Below are 16780 nucleotides of genomic sequence, written 5' to 3' on the forward strand. Positions count from 1 at the left end.
CTCGGCGGCGGGCGCGCGCACCCTCGCGCCGTACTCGCCGCCGGTCTCGGATCGAGCCAGCTGGAGGACAAGGTGACGCGAACGAACCCGGACAGGTCAGACGAGATCCCGCGGAGCGGAACGAGCGGATCGAGCGGACCGCGCCGGCGCGTCTCACGCCCGGTGATCCTCGGTGCCGCCCTGGCACTGGCGGCGTCGAGCGGCGTGGCGGTGTCCGCATCGGCGTCGGCCTCACCCCCGCCCGTACCCGGAGCGTCCGACACGCCGGCCCCCACCCCGTCGGTGACGTCGAGCGAGACGCCCGCCCCCGAGACGCCCGCCCCCGAGCCGCCCGCCCCCACCGTGACGGTGACCCAGACCGTGGACCCGTCGCCCAGCCCCGACCCCACCGTCAAGCCGGTGCCCCGCGTACCGCCGCTGGCCTTCCCCAGCACGCTGCACGGCGAGTTCGTCCTGCCGGGCGACGACGGCTGCGGCTTCACGGTGTTCGCCCAGACCGGTCAGGCCGTCGCCCTGGCGGAGGACGCGATCACCGTGCGCAGCCAGGACGGCTTCGAGAAGGCGTACGCGATGACCGAGGCCACCCGGACCCTCGCGGGACGCCGGGGCAACGAGGTCAGGCAGGGCGACTGGGTCTCGGTGACCGCGACGACCGTGGGCGAGACGGCGACGGCCGCCTACGTCTTCGACCTGACGCGTCCCAAGAGGAACTTCTGGCGCGGTGACGGCTGGTGGTCCTACAAGCCGTGGCGGCCGAGCAAGAAGTGGCGCAACCCCACTCCCTGCCCCACGCCGTCCGTCCCCGCGCCGACCCCGACCCCGACGGTGACGGACACCGTGCCGCCCGAGGAGACCCCGACCCCGAGCCTGCCGCCCACGGACCTCCCCACCCCCGAGCCGACCCCGACGGTGACGGACACCGTGCCGCCCGAGGAGACCCCGACCCCCACCCCCACCCCCACCCCGAGCCCTTGATCCCGGTGGCCCCCGCCGGGGGTCACGCCGCGGATCGCGGAGGGCCGCCATCCCCGCGCTCGGCGGGCGCTCGCGCCACGGGGTGACCGGCTCAGGTCGCGGACCCGGGTGAGTTCGGAGGAGTCACCCGGGCCCGCCGCGCCTCGACGGCGACGGCGGCGAGCGCGAGCTGCCCCAGGACCAGCGGGGTGACGACGGGGTGCCCCAGGCAGATGATCGCGGCGATCGGGACGGCGGCGGCCAGCAGCGCCGTGCCGTACCGGTCGCCGGCGAGGTGGTCCGCGGCGGCGCGGGCCGCCTCCGGCCAGCTCGCCCCCGGCCGCCAGGCCGCCGCGACCCGTAGCGCGAACGCGCCCGCCACCACGGCCAGCACCGGGACCAGGTACGACAGAACCCCATGCCCGGGGACACCGGCCCGTACCGCCACCCCGTCGAGCAGCAGCGCGCCGGCCACGGCGGCCGGCGCCAGGAAACCCGCGGGCCCGCTCCGCGCGACCCGGCGCAGCCGCGCCAGGTACGGGCGCACGCCGACGGAGACCTCCTCGCGGTCGCGCAGCAGCGCGCAGCCGGCGGTCAGCGCGACGAACGCGGTGACCACCGGCAGCGAGGCCAGGAACATCAGCAGCCCGAGCAGCAGCGACTCCGCCAGCAGCTCCAGCCGCCCGCCCCTCACCCTTTCAGCCCGGTCGTGGCCATGCCCTCGGTGATGAACCGCTGGAAGGCCGCGAAGAACAGCACGATCGGCAGCAGCGACAGCACCGACAGCGCGAACATCGGGCCGAACGAGGCGGCACTCTCCTGCAGGTCCACGAACATGCGCAGGGCCAGCGGCAGGGTCAGCCCGTCGGGGGAGGACAGGTAGATCAGCTGGGTGAGGAAGTCGTTCCAGGTCCAGATGAAGGTGAAGATCGCCGTGGTGATCAGCGCGGGTTTGATCAGGGGCAGCGTGATGTGACCGAAGATCCGGATCGGCCCGCAGCCGTCGATCCGCGCCGCCTCGTCCAGCTCGCGGGGGAGCTGCCGGATGAACTGGACCAGCAGGAAGACGAAGAACGCGTCGGTGGCCAGGAACTTCGGCAGGATCAGCGGCCAGAAGGTGTCCACCATGCCGAGCCGCTGGAAGATCGTGTACTGCGGGATCAGCACGACGTGCTGCGGCAGCATGATCGTGGCGAGCATGAACGCGAACAGCGGCGTGCGCATCCGGAAGCGCAGCCTGGCGAACGCGTACGCCGCCAGGGAGCAGGTGAGGAGGTTGCCGGCGACGCTTCCGCCCGCCACGATCGTGGAGTTGAGGAAGTACCGCCAGACGGGGGTCTCGGCCGGGCCCAGAACCGCGGCGTAGTTGTCCAGGGTGAGGGCCCGCGACCAGAGTCCCACGCTGGAGGCGATCTGCGCGCTCGGCTTGAAGGAGCTGACCAGCAGCCACAGGATCGGGTAGAGCATCACGGCCAGCGCGGCCACCACGACCACGTGCCAGATCGTCCGGCGGATCATCGGGTCTCACCCCCGTAGTGCACCCAGGACCGGGCGGACCTGAAGATCAGCGTGGTGACGAGCGCGATGCCGAGCAGCAGCACCCAGGCCATGGCCGAGGCGTAGCCCATCTTGAAGTCGACGAAGCCCTTCTGCCAGAGGTAGAGCGTGTAGAACAGGGTGGAGTCCCCGGGGCCGCCGGTGCCGTTGCTGACGATGAAGGCGGCGTTGAACACCTGGAAGGCGCGGATGGTGTCGAGCACCAGGTTGAAGAAGATCACCGGTGACAGCATCGGGACGGTGATGGACGAGAACCGCCGCCACCGTCCCGCGCCGTCCACCGAGGCCGCGTCGTAGAGCTCGGCGGGGATCTGCCTCAGGCCCGCCAGGAAGATCACCATGGGGGCGCCGAACTGCCAGACGCCCAGCAGGACGAGGACCAGCAGCGCCAGATCCGGGTCGGTGACCCAGGCGCCGGTGTCGATGCCGACGATCGACAGGACCTGGTCGGCCGCGCCGTCGCCGGAGAACATCGCCCGCCAGACCAGCGCCACCGCCACGCTCGCGCCCAGCAGCGAGGGAGCGTAGAACGCCGAGCGGTAGACGCCCTGCATCCGGCTGGCCCGGTTCAGCAGCAGGGCCACCGCCAGCGCCGCCACGAGCTGCACCGGCACCGAGAACACCACGTACTTCACGGTGGCCCGGACGGCGTTCACGAAGTGCGGGTCCTGGGTGAACAGGCGGGCGTAGTTGTCCAGGCCGATCAGGGAGGGGGCGGTGAACAGGTCGTAGTCGGTGAAGGACAGGTAGAGCGAGGCCAGCATCGGGCCCACGGTGAGCAGCGACGCGCCCAGCACCCACGGCGACAGGAACAGGTAGGCGATCCCGGGCCGCTCGCCGTAGGCGGTGCGGGGCGTGGCGGCGGGGGAGCGGGGCCGCCTGGTCCGCGCCGGCGTCTGGACGCTCACCGCCCGCTCCCCGGGTCGTATGCGGGCCCGCTCCCCGGGTCGCGCGCGGGCTCGCGTCCCGGGACGCGCGCGGGCCCGTCGCTCGGGGCGTGTGCGGGCCCGCTCCCCGGCCCGTGGCGCCAGGGGGAGCGCCGCGCCGGCCCCGCGTCCTTCTCCCCGGTCATCCGGCGAGGACCTGCTGGGCCTCGGCGTAGTAGCGCCGGGCCGTGTCGGCCGGGGTGGCCTTGTCGTACATCACGTCCTGGTAGTACTTGTCGAACAGGCTGAACAGCGTGCCCGCGCCCCTGGGCGGGGCCGGCGGGCCGAGCTTCACCTCGTCGGCGATGAGCTCCTGGTAGTCGTAGACCTGCTTCCAGGCCCCGGTCACGGTGGGGGCGATCGCCAGCCGGTTGGTCCGGTTGGCGGGCAGGCCCCGGGCCATACCCAGGATCGCGGCGGCCTCCGGGTCGTTCACGATGAAGTCGGTCAGCTTGAGCGCCGCCGCCTTCTGCCTGCTCTTGGCGTTGACGCTGAGGAGCATGGGAGGTTCGGCGTAGAGGCCGGAGTCGGTGCCCACCCGCGGCAGGGGCGCCAGCGCGTAGTCGTTGTCGTAGCCCTTCCAGGCGTCGGGCGCGATCGTGGAGTCGGGCTGGAACTCCGAGGCCGACAGCTTGCGCGCCAGCGGGGAGCCGGCCGGGTTGACCGCGGTGATCTCACCCGGGGTCGACGCCCCGGCCTTGCGGAACCTCGTCGCCATCTCCCACCAGGCGACCACGTCCCGCTCGGTGTAGCCGAGCTTGCCGTCGGCGGTGTAGAGACCCTTGCCCTGCTGGGAGAGCCAGATCTTGAACCAGGACTCGATGCCGCCGAAGTCCCCGGCGCCGTAGACCTTCCTCCCCGTGCCGTCGCTGATCCTCCTGGCCGCCTCGAAGTAGTCGTCCCAGGTCCAGCCCGGCTTGGGTTCGGCGGCGCCGGACTTCTTCCACAGCACCGGGTCGTAGACCATCACGACGGAGGTCTGTCCCAGCGGCAGCCCGTAGATCTTGTCCCCGAGCGTGCCGAGGCCCATGACCTCCTTCTTCAGGTCGGCCGTACGGACCTCCTTGCCGGCGTGCGGCGCGAGGTCGAGCAGGGCGTCGCGATCGGCGTACTCGCGCAGGTGCCGGTCGCTCATCTGCATGACGTCGGGCGCGTTCCCGCCGGCGGTCTCGGTGGCGAGCTTCTGGAAGTAGGCGTCGTAGATCGCGGTGCCGGTGACCACCTTGATGCCGGGGTTCTTCTTCATGAAGAGCCGCACGGCCTCGTTGGTGATCTTCGCTCGCTGGTCGCTGCCCCACCAGGAGAAGCGGATGGTCACCGGGCCCCCGTCAGCGCCCCCGCCGCCCCCGCCGCCCCCGCCGCACGCGACCGTCACGGCCGTCAGACCCGCCGCGAGGGCTCCCGCCAGGACTTTCCGTATGCCCATGTCGCCTCCTTGTAAGCGCTTTCCTTGCGTACGGGAAGGCGCCGGAAATATGTTCCGGTGAGGTCGTGCCGGGGAGTCCCGGGTCGTCGCGCCTGAGATCCGGGTACCGCCGCGACGCCCGCGAAGGGGTGGTCCGGCGCTCCATCGAGTTCTGACAGATTCTGACAGGTCCGTGTTACCCGGAATTAAAACGTTCTCGGCATGCCCGCACAAGCCCCAATTCCCCCCGCGGTCCCGGGCCGCACGACGCGGGCGTCACGGGAACGCGGGCGGGGAACCGGGCGGGGTGCCGGACGTCGTCAGCCGTCGATGAGCGCGGCGAGAGCGGGCCCCGACACCACGGCGCGTCCCGTCGTGTGCGCGTAGCGCCGGACGATGTCGCGGTGGCGGACCCGCCGGGCGAGCCGCCGCTCGACGCGCAGCGGGAAGGCGCGCCGGGGCGGCGGGAACGCCACGGCGAGTGCGGTCAGGAGCGCCCGCGCGTCGGTGCCGGTGGCCGCGAGCACCCGGGCCACACCGGGATCGAGCGCGACGAGCGCCAGCGCGAGGTGTTCCGGCCGGTGCCGGCGCTCCCGGCGGGCGAGCGCCAGCCGCAGTGACGCCTCGTAGGCCGCCTGGGCGTCGAGCCCGAGCGGCGGGCGCATCCGGGCGCACCGGCGCCGCGCTCCGGCCGCACCCAGCGGGAACAGTGGCTCGCGTACGGGCGGACGGTCCAGTGCCCTCGCCCTGGAGGCGCCGAGCAGCCAGTCGAGGTCGATGCCGAGCACGGCCAGGGCGTCCCGGTCGGCCGCCGCACCGGCTCCGGCGGGCGCCACGTCGCGCACGGCATTACCGACGGCTTCCCGGGTCACGCCGTACCGGGCCAGGACCGTGGCGAGGCCCCCCTCGCCGTCGTCGCCGGGACCGGCGCCGAGACCGGCGCCGAGACCGGGAGCGACGACGTCGCCTCCGGTGAGGGCGAGCAGCAGGTGCTCGCTGCCCGTACGGGGATGTCCGAGGTCACGTGCCAGTCTCTGGGCCAGGCCCAGCGTCCGGCGCAGCTCGGGATGGTCGCCTCGGAACATCAGTCCTCCTGGACACGGTGATGTTTGCGATGAACGGTCTGCTTGGTGACGCCGAGCCGGGCGGCGATGTCCTGCCAGGACCATCCCGCCCGCCGCGCCGCCGCCACGTGCTCGGCCTCCAGCTGTTCCACCAGCCGCCGCAGGCGGGCCACGGCACGCAGTGCCGCGTCCGGGTCGGTGCCGTGCACGGCCTGTTCGAGATCGGTGCTCATGGACACGTCGTCAGCATATGCTGACGTCCGTCGAAACGTCAACATATGCTGACGACGGTCGCTCCGGTGCCCTGCGGCGTGTGCTCGTCCGCCCGGTGGGCTCGATCAGTGGCCGGGCGGGGGCGTGCCGTCGCCGATGTCGGACGCCGTGGGGTCGTCGACGACCTGGCAGGGCGCGATCGGCCCCCCCGTCAACCGGCCGGCGAACCCCCACGCGACCCCGGGGCGCTCCACGGTCGGCTCCACAGGGTTCTCCCAGACCTCGATCATCACGATCTGTCCGGGCGCCATGTGCCGGGGATTAATGGTGATGCCGTTCTCCGGACGGATCGCCTTGGCGGAGGAAAGATTCTCCATCCGTTTCCTGGTCCTCGCCTGGACGACGGGGTCCTTGCCCGACAGGTCCTCCGCGCTCGCAACGGCCTTGTCGCCCTTCACGAAGGGCGCGCGAGCATTCCCGCAGCGCTTGCCGAGCGGAAGGTAGGTGATGTCGGCGCGTACGCCCAGCTCCGCCAGATCCCTCTCGACCTGCTCCGGATCCCGGAACTCGTTGATCGTGAGGCTGATCGACCCGTCCGTGTTCTCCGTCAGCGCGTAGGCGGGGGTCTGCGACCCGATCGCCAGCGGTACGGCGATCGCCGTGGCCGCCGCGATCGTCGCGACCCCCGCGCCCGCCCAGGCGAAACGGCGACCGGTGAAGCGGCCCGGTACCAGGGCCGGAGCGCGTCCCCGCTCCGCTCGCGTCGCGATTTCCGTCCTGAGTTCCGCGAGCAGTCTCTCCTCGAACGTGTCGTTCATCTCGTTCCTCCCATGACGGGCGTGACGCCGGGAACCTGCTGGACGGACCGTCTGGCCCGGTGGAGCCTGACGCGGGCGGTGCCCTGCCGGATGCCGAGCACGGCGGCGGCCTCGGCGGGGGTGAGACCGTCGACGGCCACCAGCTCCAGCAGGGCCCGCTCCTTCTCCGGTAGTGCGGCCATCGCCTCAAGGGCCCGCCGGCCCGGGGACTCGGCGTCGATCCGCTCCTCCAGGCGTGCCACGTCGTCGCTCTCGAGCAACCGGTGCCCCGAGATCCGGCCGGTCGCGCGCAGCTCGCGTGCCGAGCGCCGGCGCTCGGCCAGCAGCGTGTTGCGCGCCACGCCGTACAGCCAGGCGATCTCGCTGCCCCGGTCGGGCCGGTAGGTGTGCGCCGAGTCGAGCACGGCGAGGAACACCTCGGCCGTCAGGTCGGCCACGGTGTGCGGGTCCGGGGTCCGCCTGGCCAGGAACCGGGTCACCGCGTCGAAATGGCGCCTGTAGAAGGCTTCGAACGCCTCGGGATCACCGGCGATGCTCGCCGGTCCCGTCTGTCTGAGACGCACCGGCGTCACTCCCTCTGTCGTACGTTCGGACACCCGTACTTGGACGAAGCACGACCGACCGTTACGCGGGGGAGCCCGCGCCCGGAAGAGGGCGTCTACGTACGCCACCGGTCCCGCGGCCCGAACCGGCCGGCACGAACGACGTCCGGCTCTTCGGGCACGGGCTCAGGTCCTGTCGGGGCGGGTGCGGAGCCTGCCGGTGCTCCAGGCCCAGGAGGCGATGCCGACGCGGTTGCGCACCTCCAGCTTGCGCTGGATGACGGCGATGTGGTTCTTGACCGTCCCCGCCGACAGGAAGAGCTCGGTGGCGATCTCGGCGTTGGTGCTGCCCCGGGCGACGAGCAGGGCGATCTCGGTCTCGCGCTCGGTCAGTCCCGCGTCCGGCGGGGCCTCCTCGCAGGACAGGCCGGCCCGGTCCAGCAGCCGCGGGGTGAGCTGCGGGCTGATCAGCACGTCACCGTTCACCGCCGCCCGTACGGCCTCCACCAGCAGGGCCGGGCCCGAGCGCTTCAGAACGAACCCGGCGGCGCCGTGGCCGAGCGCGGCGTACACGTACTCGTCCAGCCCGAACGTCGTGACGACGACGACGTGCACGCCGGTGCCGGCCAGGGCGCGGGTGACCTCGATGCCGTCGGCGCGGGGCATCCGGATGTCGGCGAGCACCACGTCGGGACGCAGGCGGCGGGCCGACTCGATGGCGGCGACGCCGTCGGCGGCCTCGGCGACGACGGTCATGTCCGGCTGGGCGTCGAGGATGAGGCGGAAGGCGGTGCGGATGCCCTCCTGGTCGTCGGCGACGAGGATACGGATCGACATGTCGCTCATGGTGCCAGGGGGATGCGGGCCGCCAGCGACCACCCGCCGGGTACCGGCCCCGCGCGCAGGAGGCCGCCCAGTGACCGCAGGTGGTCCGCCAGGACCGGCAGGCCGAACCCGCCGCGCCCGTCCCCGCCCGGCGCGGCGGCCCCGTCGTTGCTCACCGTGACCACGAGCGTGGCGGACTCCACGGTGACGGTGACGTCCACGAGGGTGGCGTCCGGGGCGTGGCGGCGCACGTTGGTCAGGGACTCGGACACGATCCGGAACGCGGTGGCGGCCGTCTCGCGCGGCACCGCCCGCTCCAGCTCCGGCGCCACGCTCACCCGCACGCGCGCCCTCCCCGCCGCGGTGAACCGGTCGGCGAGCCCGGACAGCTCGGCCAGGCCCGGGAGCGGTGACGTGGTGGCGAGCTCGTCCCCGTGCAGCATGAGCACGGTCCGGTCCAGCGACGACATGGCCCGCTGCCCGGCCCTCTCGATGCGTTCCAGGGCCGCGAGCGCCTGAGCGGGGTCGCCGGGCCCGACCGTCCGGCCGGCCTGCGCGTGCGCCACCATCTCGCTGATGTCGTGGGCCACGAAGTCGTGCAGATCCCCCGCCAGTTGCAGGCGCAGGGCCGCGCGGCCGTCGGCCACCGCGCCGGCCCGCCGGGTGTCCCCGGAACGCAGGTACGCCCCCGAGCCCACCGCGACCAGCGTGCCGATCGACCAGAACGCGCAGGCCCCCACCGCCTCGAGCGCGGACGAGGGGGTGAGGAACCGCAGCAGCCAGACGGCGGAGGCCAGGCCCGCGAGCACGCAGGCGACCGCCGCCCGCCGCGCCGGGGACCACCGGGCGTTCAGGCCGGCCAGCGCCGTGAGCGTCACGCTCTCGGCCAGCCCGAACATGCCCGCCTCCTGAGGCAGGGGAAACCCCGCCAGGCGGGCCGCGGTGACCGCCAGCGACACGGCCGCGGCCACGCAGGTCACGACGGCCAGATGATCCCGTGCCCGCCGGCCGCCGGCCACCCACACCAGGGCGGCCACCGCCGCCGTGAACGACGCCATGGGCACCGCCCCGAACACCGGTGAACCGCCGATCCCGGCCAGGACCACCGCGAGGACCGCGACCACCCGGATACTCCCACGAACGTTCACCGGGCCGACGATACGCAGGCGGCACCCCCCGCCGCATCTGCCGTACGGCACGGGTACCGGGCACGAGGGCCGCCAACACCTGCCGAACGGCACATGGCCTCCGGCGGGTCCACGGCGGGACGCTGGTCCCATGACAACGATCACCGCGCCGGCCCGGCGCGTTCACCGACCCCCCTGGCAGGGGTACGCGGCGGCCCTGTGGTCGCTCGGCTACGGAGCACTCGGCCTGGCATGGGCGCTCGGCGCGCCCGGATTCCCCTGGGGGGCGTCCGATCCCGACCTCGACCGGGAACTGTCCGTCCTCGCCGGCGCCACCCCGGACCCCGCCGGCTGGTGGATCGCCGCCTTCGGCGCGCTGGGCGTGGCCCTCTCGCTGACCCTGACGAGCGGGCGCGGCCCGGCCGGCCGCGTACCGCTGCTGCTGGCGTGGCCCATGGTCGTGCTGCTGGTCCTGGTGATCCCCGACTCCAGGGTGATGATGGGCGTGGCCTACACCCCGCTGCTGCTGGTGGCGCCCCTGTTCGATCTGAGCCTGGGCGGCACCACCCTGGCCGACGCCTGGCCGTGGCCGGTGTTCAACCAGCTGCTCTGCGTCGTCGGCGGGCTGCTGCTGGCCGGCGCCGCGCTGAACTTCCGGCGCCGTCGCCGCGGGGCCTGCGCCGACTGCGGGCGCACCGGTCACGACGGGTGGACCGCTCCGGCCGCGGCGGCCCGCTGGGGCCGCGGGGCGGTCGCCGTCGCCGTCGCCGTGCCGCTGGTGTACTGCGCGACCCGGTGGAGCTGGGCCCTCGGCATCCCGCTGGGGGTGAGGAAGGAGTTCCTGGAGGAGGGCACGAGGGACACCCCGGGCATCTGGCTGGCCGGCGCGTACCTGGCGACGTTCGGTGCCCTGGGCGGTGTGCTCACGCTGGGGCTGGTCCAGCGCTGGGGCGAGGTCTTCCCCCGCTGGATCCCGGGCCTGCGCGGCAGGCGCGTCCCCGTTCTCCTCGCCGTCGTCCCGGCCGGGTTCGTCTCGATCGTCGTCACGGTCGCGGGACTGACCTACATCCGCTGGACCGTCGCCGGCCGGTTCGACCTGGCCGAATGGGGGGCCTGGCTCCCGGAGACCTTCTGGCCCGTCTGGGGGGCGGCACTGGCCGCCGCCGCCCTGGCCTACCACCTGCGCAGGCGCCCCGGGTGCTCCCACTGCGGTCGCGGCCCGGCCCTCGCGCCGGGGTCGGGTGCGCTCCCGGAGTAGGTCGCGGGCGGCCTCGGCGAAGGCGAGGACAGAGAGCCTCCTCGAAGAAGAAGACGTCGTCGTCGAAGCCTCCGGCGGCGGCGAGACGGACGTCCCGGCGCGCCACCGCCCCGCACGCCGGGAACCCAAGGACACCCGGCCCGGGAAGGTCCGGTCCGGCGCCCGGGGGAGAGGCGGTCACGGGAGCGCGGATCGGGTCGGGCCGCTCCCGCGGACCCACCACCGTCACCCGCTCGACCGGGACCCCCCGACCGGCCTGGCCGGGCCGTCGGCACCGCCGGCGTCGTCGGCACCGGCGGTGCCGACGCGCTCCAGTTCGGCGCGGAACCACTCGATCGTGCGGCGCAGCCCCTCGGCGGCGTCGATCTCGGCCCGCCAGCCGAGCCACCGGGCGGCCATCGTGGTGTCGGGCCTGCGCACCCGGGGGTCGTCGGCGGGGCGTTCGACGTACTCGATCGGCGAGGCCGAGCCCGTCAGGTCGCGGATCGTCTCGGCCAGGGCGGTCATCGTCAGCTCGCCGGGGTTGCCGATGTTGACCGGCCCGGCGACGTCGCGGCGCGCCAGGGCGAGGATGCCCGTGACCGTGTCGTCGACGTAGCAGATGGAACGCGTCTGCCGGCCGTCCCCGGTGACCGTCATCGGCTCGTCGCGCAGCGCCTGCCTGATGAACGTCGGGATCGCCCTGCCGTCGAACGGCCGCATCCGGGGGCCGTAGGTGTTGAAGATGCGCGCGATGCCGGTGTCGACGCCGTGGGAGTGGCGGTAGGCGACCGTCAGCGACTCGGCGAACCGCTTGGCCTCGTCGTAGACGCTGCGCGGGCCGACCGGATTGACGTTTCCCCAGTAGGTCTCGCGCTGGGGATGTTCGAGCGGATCGCCGTACACCTCGCTGGTCGAGGCCAGCACGAACCTGGCGCTCTTCTCCCTCGCCAGGTCCAGCAGGTGCAGCGTGCCCAGGCTGCCCACCTTCAGCGTCTCGATCGGGTAGGCGAGGTAGTCGGCGGGGGAGGCGGCCGAGGCGAGGTTCAGGATCAGCCCCACCTCGCCCGGCACGTGCACGAAGCCCGTCACGTCGCACTCGACGAGCCGGAAGCCCGGACGCCCGAGCAGGTGGGAGACGTTGTCGGGCGAGCCGGTGAGGAAGCTGTCCATGCAGACCACCTCCGCGCCGTCGGACAGCAGCCTCTCGCACAGATGGGACCCCAGGAATCCGGCACCGCCGGCCACGACCGCTCTCATCACGCTCTCACCTTCAGCGGCCCCAGGGCCGCGTCGACGACCTCGGACGTCTCGATCTCCAGCCGGTCGGGCACCACCGTCTCCGGCGGTACGCGGCCGCCGTGGTCGCCGTCCTTCACCCACACTTCGGGCCGGAGCGGCTCGACGGCCGCACATGACGTGTCCTCCTCGAACACGGGTACGGCGTCCACGCACTCCAGAGTGCGCGGCGCCTCGACGCGGCCGTGCCGGGCCGGCGCGGTCCTCTCCCCGTGGGAGGTCTCCTCCGCAGGCGTGGGCCCCGAGCGCGCCGGTCAGCGAAGGCAGGCGAACCGTCGGCCGTGCTCGTGCCGGTGCTCCACGGTCGTGAAGCCACCGGTACGGGCAAGGCGGGTGATGTCGTTGACCGACACCACCGCCCAGCCGAACCAGTCGCCGACCACCCCGGGACGGCGCAGGCGCACCCGGTCCACGCGGCTGGCCGTGGCGGGCCCCGCCACCTCGACCACCGCCTCCCCGCCCGGCCGCAACAGCTGCCGCACCCGGCGCAGCAGGGCGTGGGGATGGCCTCCGATGCCGATGTTGCCGTCGGCCAGCAGGGCGCTGGACCACCGGCCGTTCCAGGGCAGGTCGCCGAAGACGTCGCCGAGCAGCGCGATCCCGCCGGCCCTGCGGGTCAGCCGGACGGCCTGCGGCGTGATGTCGACGCCGAGGGCGGGCACGCCGCGACGGGCGAGTTCGGAGGTCAGCCGCCCGGGGCCGGAGCCGATGTCGAGGGTCAGGCCGTGGCAGCGGGCGAGCATCGCCTCGTCGCCGGGGATCGACGCGAACCAGCGTGCGGCCTCCAGCGCGGTCCGGGTGCCGTCGGCGTACTCGATCTCGGCGTTCAGCCCGGCGAGGGCGCCGGCGTAGACCTCACCCATCATCGTGGCGCTCCCACGAGGGTCTCACCTGTCATCACGGCGCTTCCACGAGGGTCTCACCTGTCATCACGGCGCTCCCACGACGGTCTCACCCGTCGTCGTGGTGCCCTCGGCGCAGGTCCGGCCCGTCGTCGCGGCACTTCCCGGGAGGTCCCGGCCGTCGTCGCGCGCTCCCGGGGTGGTCGCGCGCAGGGCGGCGGCGAAACGGGTCCCCGGCGCCCGGCCCGCCACCCGGTGGGCGTCGGCGGCGGTGTCCACGTCGGTGAGCTCGGGCAGGTGGAACACCCGCAGGCCGGACAGCCGTTCCAGCTGGACCCGGCCGGTCTCGGGACGGGACATGGGGACGCCCAGCAGGAGGGCGGAATCGGGGACGCGCAGGCCCAGAAGCCAGTAACCGCCGTCGGCGGCGGGGCCGTACACCGCGTCGTGGCCCGACAGGGCGTCGGCGGCGGCACCCAGGAGCGCGGGGGTGACCTGCGGGGTGTCCATGCCGATGAGCACCGAGGGTCCGGGACACAGCCGGTGGGCGTCGGCGAAGGCGGCGGCGAGACGCTCGTCCAGCCCGCCGCCGCGCTGCGGGATGACCACGAAGCCGGGAGGCAGCCACGGGCCCGGCAGCCCCTCCAGGGCGAGGACGCGCTGCGTGGCGGGCGTGGCCGCCACGCACTCCAGGGTGTCGGCGAGCGCGGCCTCGGCCAGACCGGCGGCCTGGGCGGGGGTGAAGGGGGGCGTCAACCGGGACTTGACCCGTCCGGGGACGGGCTCCTTCGCGATGACGATGATCTGCGTCACGACAGGACCATATGGCCTGCGGCCCGTTCCAACTCTTACGAGGTCGTTACGCCCCCCGCCCGGACGGCTCCGGCGCGGGCGGGGGGTGGCACGCTGAACGGCGTGAGGCGGTACATCCTTGGTGGCACCCTGCTGGCGCTGGTCGCCGTCCTGGTCCGCGTGTCGCACGGCCAGCCCGGCCTGCCGTGGTGGTACGCGTGCGGCTGGGGGCTGTTCCCGGCGGCGCTCTGGCTGGCGCGCGGGCTGCCCGGCCGCCGGGCGGGCGTCTGGGTGGTGGCCGGGGGGATCGCCGTGACCGCCACGGGCCTGGCCGCCCCGCCGAGCACCAGCACCGACTCCTACCGCTACGCCTGGGACGGGCGCGTACAGGCCGCGGGGTTCTCCCCTTACGACCACGCGCCCGCCGACCCCGCGCTCGCCGCCCTGCGCGACCCCTGGCTCTTTCCCGGGGACGGCCGGACCCTGATCAACCGCCCCGCGGTGCACACCATCTACCCGCCGCTCGCCGAGGCATACTTCCTCCTCGTGCACGCGCTCTCGCCCGACGGCGCCCGGCACAAGGGGCTCCAGCTCGCCGGCGCGCTGCTGTCGGTGGCGGTGCTGCTGGCGCTGCTGCGACGGTGGGGGGACCGGGCGGCCGCCTGCTGGGCGTGGTGCCCGGCGGTGCCCGTCGAGGCGGTGAACAACGCCCACGTCGACGTCCTCGGCGTGCTGCTGGTCGTCCTCGCCTTCTCCGTGACCAGGGGGCGCGGCACGCTGCTCGGCGCCGCCGTGGCGGTCAAGCTGCTGCCCGCGCTCGCCCTGCCCGGCGCGCTGGCCGGCGCGCTGCGCGGCGGGATCGACCGGCGGCGGATCGCGGCGGTCCTGGTGCCGGCCACCCTGGTGGTCGTCCTGGCCTACCTGCCGTACGTGCTCGGCTCGCGATCCTCCGTGCTGGGCTACCTGTTCGGCTACCTCCAGGAGGAGGGGTACGAGGACCCGGGGGCGCGCGAGCGCTACGGCCTGCTGCGGCTGGTGGTGCCGGACGCGTGGGCGCCCGTCGCCGTGGCGCTCGTCATGGCCGCCGTCGTCGCCCACGTGCTGCGCCGGGGAAGCCCCGAGCGTCCCTGGGAGGGCGCGCTGCTGGTCACCGGATCGCTGATGCTGCTTCTCACGCCCGGCTACTCCTGGTACGCCCTCCTGGTGGTGGCGCTCGCGGCCATGGCCGGGCGCCCGGAGTGGCTGGGCGTCGCCACGGCCGGGGCGGTCGCCTACCTGGGCGGCCCCGCCACGGCCGCCTACGCCCTGGCGGCCGGGCTCGTGGTTCTTACGGCTTGCGAACGCCGTCGCCGGCGAGGCCCCGCGGCGGCCGTGCCGTCGCTACCGTCGGCCGGATGAGAGTGATGGTCACCGGCTCGGCCGGTTTCATCGGAAGTCACGTGGCGGAGGCGTTCCGGGCGGCAGGACACGAGGTGGCCGGCCTCGACCTGCGGACCGGCGAGGACCTCAGGGATCCCTCCGTCCTGGACCGGCTGCTGCCGGGCACGGACCTGGTCGTCCACCAGGCGGCCAAGGTCGGCCTCGGGGTGGACGTCGCCGACCTGCCCGGCTACGCCTCGGTCAACGTGTACGGAACCGCGGTCCTGCTGGCCGCGATGGCCAGGCACGGCATCGGGCGGCTGGTACTGGCCTCCTCGATGGTCGTCTACGGCGAGGGCGCCTACGGATGCGCCGAGCACGGGCCGGTCAGGCCGGGCCCGCGCTCGGAGGCCGACCTCGGCCGGGGGATGTTCGAGCCGCCCTGCCCTCGCTGCGGGACGCCGCTGGTCCCCGCGACGATCGGCGAGGACGCGCCGGCCGACCCCCGCAACGCCTACGCGACCACCAAGCTCGCCCAGGAGCACCTGGCCGCGAACTGGGCCAGGGAGACCGGGGGCCGCGCGGTGGCATTGCGCTACCACAACGTGTACGGCCCCCGCATGCCGCGTGACACCCCCTACTCCGGGGTGGCCGCCGTCTTCCGCTCCCTGCTGGAGGCGGGGCGGGCGCCGAGGGTGTTCGAGGACGGGCGCCAGCGCCGCGACTTCGTGCACGTCCGCGACGTCGCCGCCGCCAACCTGGCCGCCGCCCGCGCCCTCGCCGATCCTGTCGCCCACGCCGCCGCCCCCGCCCCCGCCGCCCCCGCCGCCCCCGCCGCCTCCGCCGCCTCCGCCGCTTCCGCCGCCCCTGTCGCCCCGGTCACCTCCGTCGCCCCGGGCACGTCGGCCGCCTACAACGTGGCCAGCGGCACCCCGCGCACGATCGGGGAGCTGGCGGCGGCCCTGGCCGCCGAGCGCGGTGGTCCCGCGCCGGTCGTCACCGGCGAGTACCGGCTCGGGGACGTCCGCCACGTCGTCGCCTCTCCCGGCAAGGCTCGCGCCGAGCTCGGATTCCGGGCCGAGGTCGGCTTCGAGGAGGGCCTCAGGGAGTTCGCCACCGCCCCCCTGGGAGTGGCGCCATGACGATCGAGGTGATCCTGCCGTGCCTGGACGAGGCGTCCGCCCTGCCCTGGGTGCTCGCACGCATGCCCGACGGGTACCGGCCGCTCGTGGTCGACAACGGCTCCACCGACGGCTCGGCCGAAATCGCCGCCTCGCTCGGCGCGCGCGTGGTGCGCGAGCCACGACCGGGATTCGGAGCGGCCTGTCACGCCGGGCTGCTGGCCGCGACCGCCGACGTCGTCTGCTTCATGGACGCCGACGCCTCCCTGGACCCCCGCCAGCTGCCCCGCGTCACCGATCCTGTCCTGGAGGGGAGGAGCGATCTCGTGCTCGGCCGGCGCAGGCCGCGGGCCCGCGGGGCCTGGCCGCCGCACGCCCGGCTGGGCAACGCCGTGATCGCCCGGGGCCTGCGCCGCCGTACCGGGGCCGCCGTGCACGACCTCGGGCCGATGCGTGCCTGCCGCAGAACCGCGCTCACCGGCCTCGGCCTGGCCGACAGGCGCTTCGGCTACCCGCTGGAGATGGTGCTGCGGGCCGCCGCCGAGGGCTGGCGCATCACCGAGGTCGACGTCGACTACCTCCGGCGCGACGGGCGCTCCAAGGTGACCGGCACCGTACGGGGGACTTTGCGGGCCGTCGCCGACATGCGCCGGGTCATGGCCGCCCAGGACGCCCCGCCGGACCTCGCCTGACGGCGGG

Annotated in this window: 19 protein-coding genes; 5 read left to right on the forward strand and 14 right to left on the reverse strand. The window is 74.2% G+C overall.

All coding sequences use genetic code 11. The features are described 5' to 3' along the window. The first annotated feature begins 282 nt into the window (after positions 1 to 282). On the forward strand, positions 283 to 975 hold the full coding sequence (locus tag ACLQ2R_RS19345) for a hypothetical protein (protein ID WP_425961341.1): 693 nt from the start codon (positions 283 to 285) through the stop codon (positions 973 to 975). Between the two features lie 91 nt (positions 976 to 1066). Here ACLQ2R_RS19345 and ACLQ2R_RS19350 read toward each other — a convergent pair whose 3' ends face one another. The 10 genes from ACLQ2R_RS19350 to ACLQ2R_RS19395 form a co-directional block, all read right to left on the reverse strand. Next, a complete protein-coding gene (locus ACLQ2R_RS19350; protein ID WP_425961343.1) occupies positions 1067 to 1648 on the reverse strand; it encodes a hypothetical protein in 582 nt (193 codons plus the stop codon). Next, positions 1645 to 2472 carry a carbohydrate ABC transporter permease gene (locus ACLQ2R_RS19355; RefSeq protein WP_425961345.1) on the reverse strand — a complete coding sequence of 276 codons (828 nt, stop codon included), beginning with the start codon at positions 2470 to 2472 and terminating at the stop codon, positions 1645 to 1647. Before ACLQ2R_RS19355 ends, ACLQ2R_RS19350 begins: the two co-directional genes overlap by 4 nt. Then, on the reverse strand, positions 2469 to 3419 hold the full coding sequence (locus ACLQ2R_RS19360; RefSeq protein ID WP_425961346.1) for a carbohydrate ABC transporter permease: 951 nt from the start codon (positions 3417 to 3419) through the stop codon (positions 2469 to 2471). Before ACLQ2R_RS19360 ends, ACLQ2R_RS19355 begins: the two co-directional genes overlap by 4 nt. 160 nt (positions 3420 to 3579) lie before the next feature. After that, the gene (locus tag ACLQ2R_RS19365) at positions 3580 to 4863 is read right to left on the reverse strand and encodes an ABC transporter substrate-binding protein (protein ID WP_425961348.1); all 1284 of its coding nucleotides are present in this window, start codon (positions 4861 to 4863) and stop codon (positions 3580 to 3582) included. 299 nt (positions 4864 to 5162) lie between these two features. Continuing rightward, positions 5163 to 5927, reverse strand: coding sequence for a Clp protease N-terminal domain-containing protein (locus ACLQ2R_RS19370; RefSeq protein ID WP_425961350.1), 765 nt, complete (start codon positions 5925 to 5927; stop codon positions 5163 to 5165). After that, positions 5927 to 6139, reverse strand: coding sequence for a helix-turn-helix domain-containing protein (locus tag ACLQ2R_RS19375; protein WP_425961604.1), 213 nt, complete (start codon positions 6137 to 6139; stop codon positions 5927 to 5929). Before ACLQ2R_RS19375 ends, ACLQ2R_RS19370 begins: the two co-directional genes overlap by 1 nt. Positions 6140 to 6244: 105 nt before the next feature. Next, on the reverse strand, positions 6245 to 6937 hold the full coding sequence (locus ACLQ2R_RS19380; RefSeq protein WP_425961352.1) for a hypothetical protein: 693 nt from the start codon (positions 6935 to 6937) through the stop codon (positions 6245 to 6247). Then, positions 6934 to 7500 carry an RNA polymerase sigma factor gene (locus ACLQ2R_RS19385; protein ID WP_425961354.1) on the reverse strand — a complete coding sequence of 189 codons (567 nt, stop codon included), beginning with the start codon at positions 7498 to 7500 and terminating at the stop codon, positions 6934 to 6936. The genes ACLQ2R_RS19380 and ACLQ2R_RS19385 overlap by 4 nt, the downstream gene beginning before the upstream one ends. Before the next feature lie 165 nt (positions 7501 to 7665). After that, on the reverse strand, positions 7666 to 8316 hold the full coding sequence (locus ACLQ2R_RS19390) for a response regulator (protein ID WP_425961356.1): 651 nt from the start codon (positions 8314 to 8316) through the stop codon (positions 7666 to 7668). A 5-nt stretch (positions 8317 to 8321) separates the two neighbouring features. After that, complete coding sequence (locus ACLQ2R_RS19395) at positions 8322 to 9452, reverse strand: sensor histidine kinase (protein WP_425961358.1); 1131 nt, start codon at positions 9450 to 9452, stop codon at positions 8322 to 8324. Positions 9453 to 9582: 130 nt separating this feature from the next. Between ACLQ2R_RS19395 and ACLQ2R_RS19400 the strand changes: the two genes are divergently transcribed. Then, entirely contained in the window at positions 9583 to 10689 is a 1107-nt protein-coding gene (locus ACLQ2R_RS19400) for a hypothetical protein (RefSeq protein WP_425961359.1), read from the forward strand. Positions 10690 to 10914: 225 nt separating this feature from the next. Here ACLQ2R_RS19400 and ACLQ2R_RS19405 read toward each other — a convergent pair whose 3' ends face one another. The 4 genes from ACLQ2R_RS19405 to ACLQ2R_RS19420 form a co-directional block, all read right to left on the reverse strand. Then, entirely contained in the window at positions 10915 to 11928 is a 1014-nt protein-coding gene (locus tag ACLQ2R_RS19405) for a UDP-glucuronic acid decarboxylase family protein (protein ID WP_425961361.1), read from the reverse strand. Beyond that, positions 11928 to 12119 carry a hypothetical protein gene (locus ACLQ2R_RS19410; RefSeq protein ID WP_425961362.1) on the reverse strand — a complete coding sequence of 64 codons (192 nt, stop codon included), beginning with the start codon at positions 12117 to 12119 and terminating at the stop codon, positions 11928 to 11930. The genes ACLQ2R_RS19405 and ACLQ2R_RS19410 overlap by 1 nt, the downstream gene beginning before the upstream one ends. Before the next feature lie 102 nt (positions 12120 to 12221). Next, on the reverse strand, positions 12222 to 12833 hold the full coding sequence (locus ACLQ2R_RS19415; protein WP_425961364.1) for a methyltransferase domain-containing protein: 612 nt from the start codon (positions 12831 to 12833) through the stop codon (positions 12222 to 12224). 63 nt (positions 12834 to 12896) lie between these two features. Continuing rightward, on the reverse strand, positions 12897 to 13622 hold the full coding sequence (locus ACLQ2R_RS19420; RefSeq protein WP_425961365.1) for a TIGR04282 family arsenosugar biosynthesis glycosyltransferase: 726 nt from the start codon (positions 13620 to 13622) through the stop codon (positions 12897 to 12899). 102 nt (positions 13623 to 13724) lie between these two features. Here ACLQ2R_RS19420 and ACLQ2R_RS19425 point away from each other — a divergent pair, with 102 nt between their 5' ends. Genes ACLQ2R_RS19425 through ACLQ2R_RS19435 form a run of 3 tightly spaced genes read left to right on the forward strand, consistent with a single transcriptional unit; the run spans position 13725 to position 16773 of the window. Continuing rightward, on the forward strand, positions 13725 to 14999 hold the full coding sequence (locus ACLQ2R_RS19425) for a glycosyltransferase 87 family protein (protein WP_425961367.1): 1275 nt from the start codon (positions 13725 to 13727) through the stop codon (positions 14997 to 14999). Next, positions 14996 to 16102 carry an NAD-dependent epimerase/dehydratase family protein gene (locus tag ACLQ2R_RS19430; protein WP_425961369.1) on the forward strand — a complete coding sequence of 369 codons (1107 nt, stop codon included), beginning with the start codon at positions 14996 to 14998 and terminating at the stop codon, positions 16100 to 16102. Before ACLQ2R_RS19425 ends, ACLQ2R_RS19430 begins: the two co-directional genes overlap by 4 nt. Beyond that, a complete protein-coding gene (locus ACLQ2R_RS19435) occupies positions 16099 to 16773 on the forward strand; it encodes a glycosyltransferase family 2 protein (RefSeq protein ID WP_425961371.1) in 675 nt (224 codons plus the stop codon). The genes ACLQ2R_RS19430 and ACLQ2R_RS19435 overlap by 4 nt, the downstream gene beginning before the upstream one ends. Positions 16774 to 16780: the final 7 nt, after the last annotated feature.

The sequence above is a fragment of the Streptosporangium sp. DT93 genome (assembly GCF_049844535.1).
Classification (GTDB): domain Bacteria; phylum Actinomycetota; class Actinomycetes; order Streptosporangiales; family Streptosporangiaceae; genus Streptosporangium.

Coding starts and splice junctions, on each gene's coding strand:
- ACLQ2R_RS19380 (WP_425961352.1), bottom strand. CDS start 6,937: ATGAACGACACGTTCGAGGAGAGACTGCTCGCGGAACTCAGGACGGAA.
- ACLQ2R_RS19355 (WP_425961345.1), bottom strand. CDS start 2,472: ATGATCCGCCGGACGATCTGGCACGTGGTCGTGGTGGCCGCGCTGGCC.
- ACLQ2R_RS19435 (WP_425961371.1), top strand. CDS start 16,099: ATGACGATCGAGGTGATCCTGCCGTGCCTGGACGAGGCGTCCGCCCTG.
- ACLQ2R_RS19375 (WP_425961604.1), bottom strand. CDS start 6,139: ATGAGCACCGATCTCGAACAGGCCGTGCACGGCACCGACCCGGACGCG.
- ACLQ2R_RS19405 (WP_425961361.1), bottom strand. CDS start 11,928: ATGAGAGCGGTCGTGGCCGGCGGTGCCGGATTCCTGGGGTCCCATCTG.
- ACLQ2R_RS19400 (WP_425961359.1), top strand. CDS start 9,583: ATGACAACGATCACCGCGCCGGCCCGGCGCGTTCACCGACCCCCCTGG.
- ACLQ2R_RS19390 (WP_425961356.1), bottom strand. CDS start 8,316: ATGTCGATCCGTATCCTCGTCGCCGACGACCAGGAGGGCATCCGCACC.
- ACLQ2R_RS19415 (WP_425961364.1), bottom strand. CDS start 12,833: ATGATGGGTGAGGTCTACGCCGGCGCCCTCGCCGGGCTGAACGCCGAG.
- ACLQ2R_RS19365 (WP_425961348.1), bottom strand. CDS start 4,863: ATGGGCATACGGAAAGTCCTGGCGGGAGCCCTCGCGGCGGGTCTGACG.
- ACLQ2R_RS19370 (WP_425961350.1), bottom strand. CDS start 5,927: ATGTTCCGAGGCGACCATCCCGAGCTGCGCCGGACGCTGGGCCTGGCC.
- ACLQ2R_RS19430 (WP_425961369.1), top strand. CDS start 14,996: ATGAGAGTGATGGTCACCGGCTCGGCCGGTTTCATCGGAAGTCACGTG.